Consider the following 15801-nt stretch of genomic DNA (forward strand, 5'->3'; position numbering starts at 1 on the left):
TCCATCGAATGAACCAAACCGCCCACATATCTCTTCAGATATATCAATTTCAAACAACGTAGAGACAAATGAGACTAGATGCGCCCTAACTTTCTGGCGCGCCTCGCCTCGAATACCTCAGAATTTCTTAGTTCCGCCGCGTTGCCGTTCGTCTGCGTTTCCGCTTCAGTGTGGCCCGTTTGGCGTCCCGTTGTGCGCCTCAGCGCCGCCGGTGAGGGGGGTTCTACGGTTAGTGCGGGGTGCCCGCAACCCCTTTTTTCGAGAAAAATGCATTTTTTGTGACAAAGCCGATTTTTTGTATGTTTTAAGGGGTTTAGGGCAATTTCGATGCGCCGACGTCGGGTTCAATCGCAATTTTCTTAGGCGGAATGGAAACAGAACACACAAGATTTTGGGTTATCCACAGAGTCCCCCACAAGAGTCTGGCAGACTCGGGCAGACTCGGGGCCGAATTCTGGTCTGAATCGCACCGATTCACCCCTTGTTAACCTACGGGTCGCCGACTCGTGCCGGGATTCACCCGATCAGGAATCAAAAAACCCGGCACTTTTCGCGCCGGGCCTTCGATTCAGTGGCGGTTTTGTATCAGGCGGCCTGTCGTTTCCATCCGAGCGATACATACCGAGTCGCGATCAGACCCAAGATCACGATCAAATAGATGATCGGTTCGATCTGAAAGCCTTTCACCAACCAAAGGTAGTGAACAGCCCCGAGGACCGCGACCGGATAAGTCAGCTTGTGCAGCTTGCGCCAAGTCGCCGCCCCGAGCTTGCGGACCGACAGATTGTTCGAGGTAAGCGCCAGTGGGATCATCAGGACAAAGCCGACCATTCCGATCGTCACGTAGGGCCGCTTCACGATCTCGGTCCAAACCCTTCCCCATGTCTGCACGTCAAGAACCGCCCAAACAAGGAAATGCGCGAGGATCAGAAAGAACGCACTGACGCCAATCGCGCGGCGGAACTTCAGCAGGTTGACCCCGGTCCATTTCCGCAAGGGGGTGACCATTAAACCGACGACAAGAAGGATCAGGCCCAACTCACCATATTCACGCTCCAGCGCGTTGATAGGCTCCACCCCAAGACCACCGGTCAGCGCGAGGTAGAACAGCCAGACTGTCCATGCAGCGCAGACTATATATATAGTCCACGCTGGAACCTTGCGCAGCGCGCCGTTGATTGTTTGGGAAGGCGCCATGGATCAGTAGAACTCCGACAGGTCCATGCCTTCATAGAGGCTGGCCACTTCTTCTTCGTACCCATTGAACATCAGCGTATCGATCCGCGGTGCGAACAGGCCGCCGCCGATGCGCCGTTCAGTCGCCTGCGACCAGCGCGGATGATCCACGTTTGGGTTCACATTGCTGTAGAAGCCATATTCCCGCGCATTGGCCTTGTTCCAGCTTGTGGGTGGCTCTTGATCGGTCAGCGTGATCCGCACGATCGATTTGATAGATTTGAACCCGTACTTCCATGGCACCACTAACCTGATCGGTGCGCCGTTCTGATTGGCGATGGGTTCGCCATAGATGCCGGTGGCCATGATCGTCAGCGGATGCATCGCCTCGTCCAGACGCAGACCTTCCACATAGGGGAAGTCGAGAACGCGGCGCTGCACACCGATCATGTTGTCCGGCTGGACCACCGTTTCAAAGGCGACGTATTTCGCACCGTCCTGCACGCCGACCTTATTGAGGATGTCGGCCAACTCGATCCCGTTCCACGGAATGACCATCGACCAGGCCTCGACACAACGAAAGCGGTAGATGCGTTCCTCCACCGGCAGCCCATCCAGCAGATCGGCCAGCGCATACTCACCCGGGTTGTCGACCATGCCGTCGATCTTGATCGACCAGGGTTTGGTCACCAGTTTGTGCGCGTTGGCGGCAGGGTCGCCTTTCCCGGTCCCGAATTCGTAAAAGTTGTTGTATGTCGTGATTTCTTCCAGCGTGTTCAGCTCAAGCTCATCCGCCTGCGCCGCGCCGGCCAAACCGATCGCACCCAGCCCAACGGTGCCTGCCAGAATCTGGCGGCGGTTCAGATATGCAGCCTTTGGCGTCACATCCGCCTTGGTCAAAGTATTGGTCCAACGATGGGCCATTCAAATCTCCGTCCTTTTCATCAAGCCACCATATAGGATGAAAAGATTGAAAAGTGTCTCACGATGCCGCCAGCGGGATGAAATACTTCACACAAAATGCTGCTTTTGGTCACAGCGCATCACAGAACCGTGATTGGAAATCATGCGACGCCACGGCTTAGTCCGCTGATGTCGCAGGTCAAGCGACACCAGCATGTTTCCCCTGTGATCTGCACCCCCTCCGCTGCGTAAAAACCGCGATGCCAAACGAAATGGCGTCCGAACAGAGGAGTTCATAAATGCTACGCAGAACATTCATGGCACTGACCGCAACAGCGGCGATCGCAACAGCCGCATATGCAGGCGATAAGAGCAAAGACATCGTCGATACGGCGGTCGAGGCTGGCACGTTTACAACACTGGTTGCGGCCGTCGAAGCAGCCGGTTTGGCGGACACGCTGAAAGGCGACGGTCCATTCACGGTATTTGCGCCGACAGATGAAGCATTCGCCGCACTGCCCGAGGGTACGGTTGACGGGCTGCTGGCCGATCCCGAGGCACTCGCCGAGGTTCTGACCTATCATGTCGTGGCCGGAAAGGTGATGTCCGGTGATCTGAGCAACGATATGGAAGCGGCGACCGTCAACGGCGCTGACGTGACCATCATGACCGAGGGTGGCGTGATGGTGAACGACGCGAATGTGGTCACCGCCGATGTAGAGGCATCGAACGGCGTAATCCACGTGATCGATAAGGTGATCCTGCCACCAAGCTAAACCAGTGATCTGTTTCGGGCGGCCCGCGGGCCGCCCTTTTTCTTTCCAATATCATCAGGGGCTAATACCATGGCAACATTCGTTGGCATCGCCAGCGACGATGAAAACTTCAGCATTCTCGTCGCGGCGCTTCAATTCATCGATAGCAACATCGAAGGCTCGGATCTGGTCGGGACGTTGAACGACCCCAGCCAATCGCTGACCGTCTTCGCACCCACCAACGCCGCATTCGGTCAACTGGCCGCCGATCTGGGCTTTGACGGCGATCCCGCCGATACCGAGGCCGTGACCGCATTCCTCGTCACCAACGTACCGGTCGAGACGCTGAATACCGTCGTGACATATCATGTAGCCGGCGGCGTGCTCAACGCGGCAGACATAGGTGCTGCGGGTACGGTGACCACGCTGCAGGGTGGCACGATCGACGCCGGGCACCTGCCGTCCCTGAAAGACAATGAGCCGGACCTGACCGATCCCACGCTTGTTGCGACCGACATCGCTGCCGACAACGGCATTCTGCATGTCATCGACCGGGTGCTGTTACCAATCGATCTGCCAGGTAACGAACCCGCGCCAGAGCCCGACCCGACCATCGTCGACATCGCACTCGGCAGCGCTGATTTCAGTATCCTCGTCGCAGCACTGCAATACATCGACGCGAACCTCGAGGGGTCGAACCTGGTCGGCACCTTGGCGGACGCATCGCAATCCCTGACCGTCTTCGCGCCCAGCAACGCGGCCTTCGGCCAACTGGCCGTCGATCTGGGCTTTGACGGTGATCCTGCCGACGCAGAGGCTGTGACCGGGTTCATCGTGGCCAATGTTCCGGTCGAGACGCTGAATGCCGTTGTGACCTATCACGTGTCACCCGGAGCCCAAACCGCGGCCGATATCGCAGCCAGTGGCACGGTCAGCACGCTGCAAGGGGCGGAAATCGGTGCGGGCGAATTGCCGACACTGACAGATCAAGAACCTGACCTGATTGACCCATCTCTGGTGGCAACAGATATTCCCGCGTCCAACGGGATCGTCCACGTGATCGACCGCGTTCTTTTGCCCGTCGACCTGCCGGACAATGATGCGCCCAGCATCACGGACATCGTGGCGGCGTCGGGCGACGGGTTCGACGACAACAATGCGGATTTCGACATCTTGCTCGAGGCGGTCAAAACCGCTGGGTTGGCGGGCACGCTGGCCAGCGCAGAGGTTGATCTGACCGTCTTCGCCCCGAACGATGATGCCTTCGTCAAACTGGCGCAGGATGTCGGTTTTCACGGCACGGATGAGGCCGGCGCGTGGACTTACCTCGTCGATGTGCTGACATTGCTGGGGAAGGGAGACCCAATCCCTCTCTTGACGGATGTGCTGACCTATCACGTCTCGGGTCAGTCCTTGCAGGCCAGCCAGGTCTTGGGGCTCGAGAATATCGAGACCCTGCAGGGAGGCACGGTTGAGGTGTCGGGCACGTCGTTGATCGACAATGACCCTGACACGTTTGACGCCAACCTGATCGCCACCGATATTCAGGCGAATAACGGTGTCGTCCACGTCATCGACGAGGTGTTGATCCCCGTTGATCTGCTGGTCGGCGACAATGTCGATCTTGAAATCGGTGATGATGGGCGTGACTTCTTTTACACCGGGCGCGGCGATGACTTTGTCAGTGGCAAGGGAGGGAAAGATTTCATCTTTCTCGGCTCAGGCGATGACGTGGGCCTTGGTGGTGCCGGGCGCGACCTGATCAGCGGGTGGAGCGGCGATGACCATCTGGACGGCGGCGCGGGCCGTGACCGTATCTATGGTGGATCGGGTGATGACACGATCATCGGCGGCGCCGGGCGTGACAAGCTCTTTGGCGGTTCGGGTGCCGACACGTTTGTCTTCAACGACGGTGACGGACGCGACAAGATCCGCGACTTCAACGTGCATGAAGATGTGATCGATCTGAGCGATCTGGGCCTGACCGGTATCGATGATCTCGATATCAGCGGTGGCTGGTTCGGCACCCATATCGATCTGGGTGACGGTGACAGTATTGATCTGTCCTGGGTCCGTACGTCCAGCCTGACGGAAGACAACTTTATCTTCTAAACACCATGCCCGGCGGTCGCTGGTCGCCGGGCATTACATTTGATTTGCGGGAATGCCTCCCCGCGGTACTGTGGGTGGACAATTCACCAGGCAGGTCACTTCCATGCACATCACCCCCTTCGGCGTCGAAATCTGGATGAACGAATGGGAGACCAAGTGCGACCTGAACCTTGCCGAAACCTGCGTCCACAGTCTGACGGTCGCGGAATTGTTTGAGGTCGTCGGCAAGAACAGCGACGATCTTTCCGACATCCTATCGATGCATATGACTTACGGCCCGATCAAGGGGTCTGACCGGTTACGGCGCGCCATCGCGGCCCTTTACGACCGACAATCGCCGGACAATGTGGTTGTGACCCACGGTACGATCGGGGCGAACATGCTGGTGCACAAGGCGCTGGTCAGCGCGGGTGACAAGGTCGTTTCGATCATGCCGACCTACCAGCAACACGACGCGATCCCGGCGAGCCTCGGCGCGGATGTCCATCACTTTTATCTGCGGGAAGAGGACGGTTTCCTGCCCGATCTCGACCACCTGCGCCATCTGGTCGGGACAGATACAAAGTTGATCGCGCTGACCAACCCCAACAATCCAACCGGTGCACTGATCGACCAGCCCATGCTTGAACAGATTGCGAAGATCGCCCGCGCTGCGGATGCCTGGATTCTTTGCGATGAGGTCTATCGCGGGATCGACCAAACCGGTGACGGCACTACAGCATCCATTGCGGATATCTACGAGAAAGGGATCGGGACGGCGGGCATGTCCAAGGCATTCTCGCTCGCTGGCTTACGGCTGGGTTGGGTCGTCGCACCGCCCGAGATGATTGAGGCGGTGATGATCCATCGCGACTATGACACGATCTCGGTCGGGCAGATTGATGACTATTTGGCGATGGTCGCGCTTGAACATCATGACAAGGTGCTGGCCCGCAGCAAAGACATCACGCGCGGCAATCTGGCGACCCTTGAGGCGTGGATGAACGATCAACCGTTGCTCAGCTGGATCAAACCCCGGTCAGGGACCACGACACTGCTTAAGTACGATCTGCCGATGTCATCCCGCGATTTCTGCGTCGGGCTGCTGCAAGAGACCGGTGTCATGCTGACCCCGGGCGAAGTCTTTGGTATGGGGGGTTATGTGCGGATCGGTTTTGGCAATCCGGAATCTGCGTTCAGCGACGGGTTGGGGCGGCTATCGGATTTCCTGAACCGCCAAACGTAAATGCCCCGCCACATGGGCCGGGCATCATGATCAGTGGACGACGGCATCATCCGGTCGTGGTCGGTTCGACGCCGACAGACGATCACCCACGATCAGGCCATCCGCACCGGCAGAGACATTGATCGTGTCACCATCCATGACATCCCCAGCCAGGATCATCTCGGCCAGTTGGTCTTGCAACGCCCGCTGGATCACCCGCTTGAGAGGGCGTGCACCAAAGACCGGATCGTATCCTTCATCGGCCAGCCATTTCAGCGCAGGCTCATCCAACACGATTTGCAGATTGCGGCTGGCCAGCCGTTTCTCCAACCGTGCCAACTGGATCTGCACGATCCCCGCCATGTCGTCGCGCGCAAGACGGTCAAAGATGATCGTCTCATCCAGACGGTTCAGGAATTCCGGGCGGAAATGGGCCCGCACTGCGTCCATCACGTCACGCTTGGCCTGTGCGGGGTCAGCACCATCGGGCAATTGGCTTAGCGCCTGCGCACCCAGGTTCGACGTCAGGATGATCAGCGTCTGCTTGAAATCCACGGTGCGGCCCTGACCGTCGGTCAGCACGCCGTCATCAAGGACCTGCAGCAGCACGTTGAACACGTCAGGGTGGGCCTTTTCGACCTCGTCAAACAACACGACCTGATACGGCCTGCGCCGCACAGCCTCGGTCAGCACCCCGCCTTCGTCATAGCCGACATAGCCCGGAGGTGCACCGATCAGACGGGCGACCGCGTGTTTTTCCATGAACTCCGACATGTCGATGCGAACCATCGCGCTGTCATCGTCAAAGAGGTATTCGGCAACCGCCTTGGTCAGTTCAGTCTTACCCACACCGGTTGGCCCAAGGAACAGGAACGACCCCAGCGGGCGGTTCTCGTCATTCAGACCGGCACGCGCGCGGCGAACAGCGTTGGCAACCGACGTGACGGCAGCCTTTTGACCGATGACCCGCTTGCCCAGTTCTTCTTCCATGCGCAGCAACTTTTCACGCTCACCTTCCAGCATCTTGGATGTCGGAATACCGGTCCAGCGTTCGACGACCTCGGCGATCTGTTCCGGGCGCACGGCCTCTTCGACCATCAGATCATCGTTTTCCTCGGCCTCGGCCAACTGTCGTTCAAGCGCCGGAATGACGCCGTAAGACAACTCGCCAGCCTTGGCCAGATTGCCCTCGCGTTTGGCGATATCCAGATCGGCGCGGGCGCGGTCCAGCTTTTCCTTGACGGCGCGCGTGCCTTCCAGCTTGTCGCGTTCGGCCTGCCATTTCGCGGTCATCTCGGATCCACGTTCCTGCAGGTCAGCCAGTTCCTTTTCCAACCGTTCGAGCCTGTCGACAGAGGCTTTGTCATCCTCTTTCTTCAGCGCCTCGGCCTCGATCTGCAGCTGCAGGATTTGACGGTCGAGCGCATCGAGTTCCTCGGGCTTGCTGTCGACCTCCATGCGCAGACGGCTCGCCGCTTCATCAACCAGGTCGATCGCCTTGTCGGGCAGGAACCGGTCGGTGATATAGCGATGAGACAATGTCGCTGCGGCAACCAAAGCGCTATCCGAAATCCGGACGCCGTGGTGCAGTTCATACTTTTCCTTGATCCCCCGCAGGATGCTGACGGTATCGGTCACGGTCGGTTCCTCAACCATCAACGGCTGGAACCGGCGGGCGAGGGCCGCGTCTTTCTCGACGTATTTGCGATATTCATCCAAGGTCGTAGCGCCGACGCAGTGCAATTCCCCCCGCGCAAGCGCCGGTTTGATCAGGTTGGCCGCGTCCATCGCGCCATCCGTCTTGCCCGCACCGACAAGGGTGTGCATCTCGTCGATGAACAAGATGATCTCACCCGCCGCGGTTTCGATCTCTTTCAAGACGGCCTTCAGCCGTTCCTCAAACTCACCGCGATACTTCGCACCGGCAATCAGGGCACCCATATCAAGCGCCATCAGCTTCTTGTTCCGCAAACTCTCGGGCACGTCGCCATCGATGATGCGCAACGCCAATCCTTCCGCAATCGCGGTCTTCCCCACGCCGGGTTCACCGATCAGGACCGGATTGTTCTTGGTCCGACGCGAAAGCACCTGCATCGCGCGGCGAATTTCCTCGTCCCGACCAATGATCGGGTCGATCTTGCCTTGCTCGGCTGCTTCGGTCAGGTCCCGGGCATATTTGGCAAGTGCTTCGAAACTGTCTTCTGCAGTCGCACTATCTGCGGTCCGACCTTTGCGGATGTCGTTGATGGCGGCGTTCAGCGCCTTGGCGGTCACACCACCCGCATCCAGTGCATCCTTGGCCTTGGACTTCACGACGGCCAGTGCCGTGAGTAACCGTTCGACGGGCACAAAGCTGTCGCCTGCCTTTTTGGCGATCTGTTCGGCCTCGTCGATGACCTTGGCGGTAGTGTTGTCCAGATACACCTGGGCGGCATCGCCGGTGACCCTGGGCTGTTTGGCCAATGCGGTCTCGACCGCGCCCATCACGGCAGTGGCATTGCCGCCTGCACGGCTGATCAGGTTCGATGCAAGCCCTTCCTCATCATCCATCAAGGCTTTGAGAAGGTGTTCGGGGGCGAATCTTTGATGATTCTCACGCATTGCGATCGTCTGGGCGGCTTGGACAAAACCGCGCGACCGCTCAGTGAACTTATCCAAGTTCATCGGTCTCTCCTTTGTTAAGCGCCCTGTATCGCAGGTGCCCGGCATCGCGGCACACCCATTTTCGGGCCTCGACATTTAGATGGGAACGCCGCGTGTCCGGTGCAAGATGCGAGGGTATGGAATTCCAGACGGGGAGCGCCAAAAGGCTTTTCCCCGCGTAATTCAAACCGCTTTGGATCATATCGACAGCGTGGAGGAGACGACGATGACCAAGGTGACGATCCAGACGCAGGCGGCAAAGGTAACGATGCAGCTATTCCCGCTTAGCCCCGACGCGGTCCGCGCCCTGCGCGCGCCGAACGACACACCACCAATCCGACTCGTCGTGTCGGATGACAACGAATACGAAGGCCACTCACGGCTGGTCCGCCCCGCGTAGCCAAGGCGCATGCGAGAGACGGACGACAAGGCGCAGCCCCGGGACAGGCTGCGCCTTTCTATTTTTTCCGCAGATTGCGCGCCCGTGCCCGTACCGAAGCCGCAAGGTCATTTGACGCCTGCCGCAGGTATTTGGCGGCATCCGGCCCATCCAACAACACATAGGCATCCAGTGCCCAGGCCCGCACCATCGGTTTTTTGTGATCCAGAAACGGCCGTACGCTTTCGGGTGCAACCCGGGCGCCCGCATACTTGACCGATTGCAGCAGATGCAAAGCGACCTCCCAATGTGGGTTTCCTCGCAGGACATCCTCGGGAAACGCGATCGACGCCCCGGATTCGTAGGCTGACTTGAGAACCCAGGTAGCTGCGCGCCCCGTTTTACCCCCGGCATCGCAAGCCGATAACAGCGTCGGATGGTCATCCACTGTCAAAGACGCCGCGACGTCTTTCAATTCCGCGGTCGTCTTTCCATCCCAAGTCGCGAAAACCGTCATCATGTCCATGATCGATGCCTACGCGATTGCGCCAAGCCCAGCCAGCAGCTAGACCGCGCAAAACACCTGCCCGGAGAATGCAGCATGCCAGATGACCGCCTGATCGTTGCCATGGATGTCCCCAACGTGCTGGACGGGCTTGCCCTGGCGGAAAAGCTGGGCGATCGGGTCGGTTTCTACAAAATCGGGCTCGGCATGCTGACGGGCGGCGGGCTGGCGCTGGCCAATGAGCTGAAACAGGACCACGGCAAACGCATCTTTCTCGATATGAAGTTTTTCGACATCGGTGCCACGGTCGAAGCCGCTGTGCGCGGTGTCGCGCAGTTCGACCTGGATTTTCTGACGGTCCATGGTGATCCACACGTGGTGCGCGCGGCAAAAGAGGGTGCAGGCGCGTCGGATATGAAAATCCTTGCTGTCACGATCCTGACCTCGCTCGAACGGGACGATCTGGACGCATCCTGCATCAAATCCGGTTCGGTCGCCGGCCTTGTACAGGAACGCGCCGGGATCGCGCTGCGCAATGGCGCCGATGGCGTCATCTGCTCTCCGCACGAGGCGGCACTCATCAGAAAAATGCCCGAGGCCGAGGGACGCTTGATCGTCACGCCCGGCGTCCGCCCGGTTGGGGCCGGGTTAGGCGACCAAAAGCGGGTCATGACGCCAGCGCAGGCCATCGCCAATGGTGCGGATCACGTCGTCGTAGGGCGGCCCATTTGGCAGGCCGCCGATCCACAGCAGGCTGCAGAGAACATCTTGACCGAACTTCGATCACCCCAGGCCCTATCGCCGAATTTCTGAACGGCATCCGTCATCGGGAACCTTCTTCGCCGTCATGCATTGTTTCGGCAAGCAAAGGAAAGGTTGAACCGATGCAAATTCGAAACTTGCGATATGATCCTGTCGATGGCCTGTTTCAGGCTTCCGTCGATATAAAACGCGCCGGACGTACGTTCCGCTATCCCTGCGAAGTGCCGGGACCTCGCAACATGGAACCTGCAATCGTTATTGCCAACCTGCATCGGCGCGCATTGAAGATGTCCGATTCCCGCATTTGAAGCTGTCTCGATCAAGTCTGCAATATCTGCCTCTGTCCCCTCGATATTGTAAAAGCTGCTTGATCATACTTGCCCGGCGTTTGAGACGCCGGGCTTTTTTCATTCATTGATGTCGGTTTCCCAGATCTTGACCTGACCTTTGCGCAATCCAAACACCTTGCGCATGATCAGATAGGAAATCAGCGACAGCGTCGCAAAGATCACCAAAGTCAACGCCAGGCCTTTCGCAGAGATACCCAGCAGGATCAGCAGGCCCATGACCCCGGCACCGATGGCGAATCCAAGGAAGATATACCCGGGGATAAGCACCTCGAGCGTAGCCAGGATCAGTGCGGCTGACATCCACGCCCACCATTCCGTCCAAAGTACCATCAGCTGCGTCCTTTCAGCATTTTGAAGGCATTGCCGAACGCATCGACCGCATCGGCAGGCAGAACGACGGTCTGATTACCCTGCCCGGCCCCAAGTTTATTCAATGCCTCGACCTGTTTCAAAGCGACCTGATACTGTGCGGCCTCCAACCCGTTATCGGCAATCGCCGCAGCGACCACTTGCGTGGCATAAGCCTCGGCCTCTGCCGCGATCCGGCGTGCCTTTGCCTCTTGCTCGGCGGCATACAGCTCTGCATCTGCCTGCAATTCGACGGCGCGTTTCTGCCCTTCGGCCTCGGTCACATGTGCGCGGCGGGCGCGTTCGGCGTTCAGCTGCTGCAACATGGCCGAGCGTGTCGCCTGATCAAGGTTCACGTCCAGGATTTCAGCGCGTGTCACTTCGATCCCCCAATCGTCGACCTGCTGCGCCACCTGCTGCCGCACGGCGTCGATCAGATTGGCACGGTTCGCCTGCACCTGGTCCAATTCCATCCGGCCGATCTCGGACCGGACGATACCGGCAACGGTCGTCGAAATCGCGCCATCGACATCTCGGATCCGGTATACCGTCTTTTCTGGCTCGATAATCCGGTAGAAAACGGATGTTTCCACCTGCACCAGCACGTTGTCGGACGTGATCGCATCCTGCGTCATCGCCGGCAACTGACGTTCCAAAATCGACACTTTATGGCGCACACGATCCAGAAACGGCACGATAAAGTTAATCCCCGGCCCCAGAACCGAGCGTAGCCGCCCAAGCCGTTCCACCACGAATTTTTGCGATTGCGGCACGATCCGCACACCGGTGAGAATGCAGACGATAATGAAGACGGCGAGCAATAAATAAAGGATATTCTGGCCCAAAAATTCGGAGATCAACTGATCAATCGGCATATATCTGTCCCTTTTTGTTGTATGCGACAGATAAGAACTGTTTCACCCTGTTTCAATGTATGCACTAGTATGCCGTATGGTTTTCCATACCCTGTTGCGCGAAGTGTCCAGTCCGAAATGCGCCCTTTTCAGCGGGGCAAACCGCCCGTCTGCGCGACCCATTTCTGCAAGCGCGCGCCATATGACGGCACCCTGTTTTCGAGGGCAAGAAAGTGGTCAAAGTCAAACAGATCCCACCGCTGCCCTTCATTGCCGAAAACGATCCGGTCCGCGCTCTCGGGTGGCATCTGCGCCACGAAAAAGGCAACCCATGCGGTCGGTTCGCTCACTGATCTGAATGCGCTTTCCCACAAGACAGCCTCTGACGGCAGCACCAGGCCAAGTTCTTCTTCCAACTCGCGTGCAACGGTCTGAAACGTATTTTCATCGCCCTCGCGCCCGCCGCCTGGCAGATCCCACAGGTTCGGGTAGGAAATCGTCGGGATGTCATCCCGCAGAATGCTGACCAGCTTGTCACCCAGAAAAAGCGCGACCTTCGCCCCGTCATGCTGGCCCGTTGTCGTCATATCGTTCCGCCCTTAGATTGGCGCCATGCCCGCCCTTTGCCGCGATTGCCTGACCACGTTTGACAGCGAAACCCGCTGCCCGCAATGCCGCTCCCCCCGCGTGACGCGACACCCGGAATTGTTCGATCTATCCATTGCGCATATGGATTGCGATGCCTTCTATGCCTCGGTCGAAAAGCGGGACAATCCGGAACTGGCCGACAAACCCGTCATCATCGGGGGTGGACGACGCGGGGTCGTGTCCACTGCCTGCTACGTCGCCCGGATCAAGGGCGTTCGATCCGCGATGCCCATGTTTCAGGCGCTGAAGCTCTGCCCCGACGCCGTCGTCGTCCGCCCGCGCTTTGATGCCTATGTCGAAGCCTCGCGCGCCATCCGCGCCATGATGGACGAACTGACCCCCGTGGTCGAACCGCTGTCGCTGGACGAGGCGTTCATGGACCTCACCGGCACTGCCCGGCTGCATCACGCACCGCCCGCCGTGATGCTCGCGCGTTTGGTCAAGCGGATGCGGGACGAATTGGGGCTGACCGGATCCATCGGTCTGTCTCATAACAAATTTCTGGCCAAAGTCGCGTCGGACCTCGACAAACCGCGCGGCTTTTCGATCATCGGCAAAGCCGAGACAATGGAATTCCTCCGCCCGAAATCCGTCCGCCTGATCTGGGGGATCGGCCCCGCCGCTCAGGGCAGCCTGAACAAGGCCGGTATTCGCACGTTCGACGATCTTCTACGCTGGGACAGGCGGGACCTGCACGACCGGTTCGGCGGGATGGGCGAGCGCCTCTACCAACTCGCCCGGGGCGAGGACGGGCGGCGTATCTCGGCCCGCAACCCGGTCAAGTCGCTGTCGAACGAGACGACGTTTCACGAAGATACCAGCGACCCCGACATCCTCGACGGACATATCTGGCGCATGGCTGAAAAGGTCAGTGCCCGCGCCAAGGCCAAGGACAAGGCCGGGCGGGTCGTAACGCTCAAGCTGAAAACACATGATTTCAAAGGGATCACGCGCCGGATCAGCCTGCGACACCCGACCCAGATCGCCGACGTGATCTACCGGACCGCCCGCGGATTGTTCGACCAGGTGGATCATCGGGGCGCCTATCGGTTGCTGGGTGTCGGACTGTCCGAAATCGTCGCCGCCGACGGGGCCGACCGCGAAGGTGACCTTCTTGATCCTGATGCGGGCAAACGCGCGCAGGCCGAAAAGGCCGCCGACCGCATCCGCGAGAAATATGGCGCAGACGCGATCATCAAAGGGCGCGCACTGCGGTAGATGGATTGACGCGGGGGCACATCCGGCCCTACGATCGCCTGACTTGGTGAAACGCAAACAACGGGAGGGCAACTGCTGAATATGCGCATCGCACCCCGACTTCAGCATGGTCCCCGCCACGCCCTGCAAATCCGTTTGCAGGGCTGATCAGGGAACAACGCCCCCACGGTCCGCCCAATGCCGCGCTGCGGCCCAATTTCGTTTGACCAGAGACCGATATGACCATTCTCAATCTCAACGCGCTTGGCGTAACGCTGGGCGATCCGCTTTTCACCGACCTGAACCTGACGATTTCCAAAGGCGACCGGATCGGTTTGATCGCCGCCAACGGCAGGGGAAAATCCAGCCTTTTACACTGCATTGCCGGACTGGCAGAGCCGACAAGTGGTGACATCACCCGCGCCCGGGGGCTACGGGTCAGCTATGTCAGCCAAGACGTCCCAACCAAAGCGCTTGAAAAAACTATTTACGATCATGTGCTTACGTCACTTTCACCAGAACAGCAGGATTATGAAAGCTGGCGTGTCGATGTCGTTCTTGATGATCTATCTGTTCCCGTCGATTTTCATCATAAGCGTTTGTCGGAACTCAGCGGAGGTTGGCAGCGCACCGCCCTTCTCGCCGCCGCCTGGGTGACGGAGCCCGATCTGCTGCTACTCGATGAGCCCACTAACCACCTTGACCTGCATCGGATCGGCCTGCTGCAGGATTGGCTGTCGCGCCTGCCGCGCGATGTGCCCGTGATCATCACCGCGCACGACCGGGAATTCCTCGATGCTGTGACAAACCGCACCCTGTTCTTGCGCGAGACCGCCTCCCGCGTCTTTCCACTGCCGTTTTCGAGGGCCCGCGCGGCACTGGATGAGGCCGATGCGGCGGATGAGCGTCGTCATGCCAATGATCTCAACAAGGCGAACCAACTGCGCAAACAGGCCGCGAAGCTCAAGAATATCGGGATTAATTCCGGCTCGGACCTGTTGATCACCAAGACAAAACAGCTGGCCGAACGCGCGGCCAAGATCGAGGCCGCAGCCAAGCCTGCGCATGACGAACGATCCGCAGGGGATATCCGGCTCACCAATCGCGGGACACATGCCAAGGCACTGGTATCGTTGGATAATGTCGATGTCACAACGCCAGACGGCAACCTGCTGTACCGGACCGGAAAGCAGTGGATCGCGCAAGGCGACCGTGTTGTTCTGTTGGGCAGCAACGGGACCGGCAAGACCCAGATGATCAAGCTGATTCACCACGCGATCGGCGGCGAGGTTGCCGGTATCCGTTACGCGCCGACGATTGCAGAAGGCTATGCAGATCAACACCTTAGCCAATTCGCGGATGACCGATCACCGATGCAGGCGATCACCAACCGGTTCGATATCGGTGATCAGCGGGCGCGGGGTGTTTTGGCCGGGGCCGGGATCGCGATCCATAAACAGGATGGCCCGATCGATGCGCTGTCAGGTGGGCAACGGGCACGGTTGGCGATGCTGGTTTTGCGGCTGCAAATGCCTAATTTCTACCTGTTGGACGAGCCGACGAACCACCTTGATATCGCGGGGCAAGAGGCGCTTGAGGCCGAGCTTATCGCCCATGATGTCGCCTGTCTGTTGGTCAGTCACGACCGGCAGTTCTTGCGAAATGTCGGCAATCGGTTTTGGCAGATCGACCGGAAAAGGCTGGTTGAGGTTGATGATCCAGAGCCATTTCTGAGGGCCGAGATGACGAAACCGGGCGATGGTTAACAAGGTGCGGCATCCCGAAATCGGCAATCGGAATAGTATCGGAATTCCATCGGAATTTCATCGGACCGTCGCGACCGGTCGGTGCCGGATTAACGCAACGGACGGTGACCTTTCATTAACGATATCTGATTGCCGTCTTCGTCCGTTGCCACGACGTCAAAACCAGCATTCGGCCTGCCCGGCCCTGCAAAGGTCACAC

The 15801-nt window shown here is 58.9% G+C and carries 14 protein-coding genes; 7 read left to right on the forward strand and 7 right to left on the reverse strand.

Annotation, left to right across the window (positions count from 1 at the left end; genetic code table 11):
• Nucleotides 1–585: 585 nt before the first annotated feature.
• Together msrQ and msrP are read right to left on the reverse strand one after the other, a co-directional pair.
• Entirely contained in the window at nt 586–1197 is a 612-nt protein-coding gene (msrQ, locus tag V8J85_RS15215; protein WP_339954609.1) for a protein-methionine-sulfoxide reductase heme-binding subunit MsrQ, read from the reverse strand.
• 3 nt (nt 1198–1200) lie between these two features.
• Complete coding sequence (msrP, locus tag V8J85_RS15220) at nt 1201–2100, reverse strand: protein-methionine-sulfoxide reductase catalytic subunit MsrP (protein WP_339954610.1); 900 nt, start codon at nt 2098–2100, stop codon at nt 1201–1203.
• A 278-nt stretch (nt 2101–2378) separates the two neighbouring features.
• Here msrP and V8J85_RS15225 point away from each other — a divergent pair, with 278 nt between their 5' ends.
• From V8J85_RS15225 to V8J85_RS15235, 3 genes are all read left to right on the forward strand, one after another.
• The gene (locus V8J85_RS15225; protein WP_339954611.1) at nt 2379–2855 is read left to right on the forward strand and encodes a fasciclin domain-containing protein; all 477 of its coding nucleotides are present in this window, start codon (nt 2379–2381) and stop codon (nt 2853–2855) included.
• 69 nt (nt 2856–2924) lie between these two features.
• The gene (locus V8J85_RS15230; RefSeq protein WP_339954612.1) at nt 2925–4946 is read left to right on the forward strand and encodes a fasciclin domain-containing protein; all 2022 of its coding nucleotides are present in this window, start codon (nt 2925–2927) and stop codon (nt 4944–4946) included.
• A gap of 103 nt (nt 4947–5049) precedes the next feature.
• Nucleotides 5050–6171 (forward strand): aminotransferase, encoded by a 1122-nt coding sequence (locus V8J85_RS15235; protein WP_339954613.1) that lies wholly within the window; start codon nt 5050–5052, stop codon nt 6169–6171.
• A 30-nt stretch (nt 6172–6201) separates the two neighbouring features.
• Here the strand turns inward: V8J85_RS15235 and clpB are convergent, their stop codons facing one another.
• The gene (gene clpB, locus V8J85_RS15240) at nt 6202–8814 is read right to left on the reverse strand and encodes an ATP-dependent chaperone ClpB (protein WP_339954614.1); all 2613 of its coding nucleotides are present in this window, start codon (nt 8812–8814) and stop codon (nt 6202–6204) included.
• A gap of 205 nt (nt 8815–9019) precedes the next feature.
• Here clpB and V8J85_RS15245 point away from each other — a divergent pair, with 205 nt between their 5' ends.
• Complete coding sequence (locus tag V8J85_RS15245; protein ID WP_339954615.1) at nt 9020–9193, forward strand: hypothetical protein; 174 nt, start codon at nt 9020–9022, stop codon at nt 9191–9193.
• Nucleotides 9194–9251: 58 nt separating this feature from the next.
• On the opposite strand, the gene V8J85_RS15250 is transcribed toward V8J85_RS15245, so the two are convergent.
• Complete coding sequence (locus tag V8J85_RS15250) at nt 9252–9698, reverse strand: HEAT repeat domain-containing protein (RefSeq protein ID WP_339954616.1); 447 nt, start codon at nt 9696–9698, stop codon at nt 9252–9254.
• A gap of 75 nt (nt 9699–9773) precedes the next feature.
• Between V8J85_RS15250 and pyrF the strand changes: the two genes are divergently transcribed.
• Nucleotides 9774–10490: an orotidine-5'-phosphate decarboxylase gene (pyrF, locus tag V8J85_RS15255; protein ID WP_339954617.1), complete on the forward strand. Its 717-nt coding sequence runs from the start codon at nt 9774–9776 to the stop codon at nt 10488–10490.
• Between the two features lie 356 nt (nt 10491–10846).
• Here pyrF and V8J85_RS15260 read toward each other — a convergent pair whose 3' ends face one another.
• The 3 genes from V8J85_RS15260 to V8J85_RS15270 all read right to left on the reverse strand — a co-directional run bounded on the left by V8J85_RS15260 (nt 10847) and on the right by V8J85_RS15270 (nt 12578).
• Nucleotides 10847–11119, reverse strand: a complete 273-nt coding sequence (locus V8J85_RS15260) for an NfeD family protein (protein ID WP_339954618.1) — start codon at nt 11117–11119, stop codon at nt 10847–10849.
• On the reverse strand, nt 11119–12012 hold the full coding sequence (locus V8J85_RS15265) for an SPFH domain-containing protein (protein WP_339954619.1): 894 nt from the start codon (nt 12010–12012) through the stop codon (nt 11119–11121). The genes V8J85_RS15260 and V8J85_RS15265 overlap by 1 nt, the downstream gene beginning before the upstream one ends.
• A 128-nt stretch (nt 12013–12140) precedes the next feature.
• The gene (locus tag V8J85_RS15270; RefSeq protein ID WP_339954620.1) at nt 12141–12578 is read right to left on the reverse strand and encodes an NUDIX domain-containing protein; all 438 of its coding nucleotides are present in this window, start codon (nt 12576–12578) and stop codon (nt 12141–12143) included.
• Between the two features lie 25 nt (nt 12579–12603).
• On the opposite strand from V8J85_RS15270, the gene V8J85_RS15275 reads away from it, so the two are divergent.
• Together V8J85_RS15275 and V8J85_RS15280 are read left to right on the forward strand one after the other, a co-directional pair.
• Nucleotides 12604–13857 carry a DNA polymerase IV gene (locus V8J85_RS15275; protein WP_339954621.1) on the forward strand — a complete coding sequence of 418 codons (1254 nt, stop codon included), beginning with the start codon at nt 12604–12606 and terminating at the stop codon, nt 13855–13857.
• Between the two features lie 218 nt (nt 13858–14075).
• Entirely contained in the window at nt 14076–15602 is a 1527-nt protein-coding gene (locus V8J85_RS15280) for an ABC-F family ATP-binding cassette domain-containing protein (protein WP_339954622.1), read from the forward strand.
• Nucleotides 15603–15801 lie beyond the last annotated feature (199 nt).

It is taken from the genome of Yoonia sp. 2307UL14-13, assembly GCF_037572755.1.
Classification (GTDB): Bacteria; Pseudomonadota; Alphaproteobacteria; order Rhodobacterales; family Rhodobacteraceae; genus Yoonia.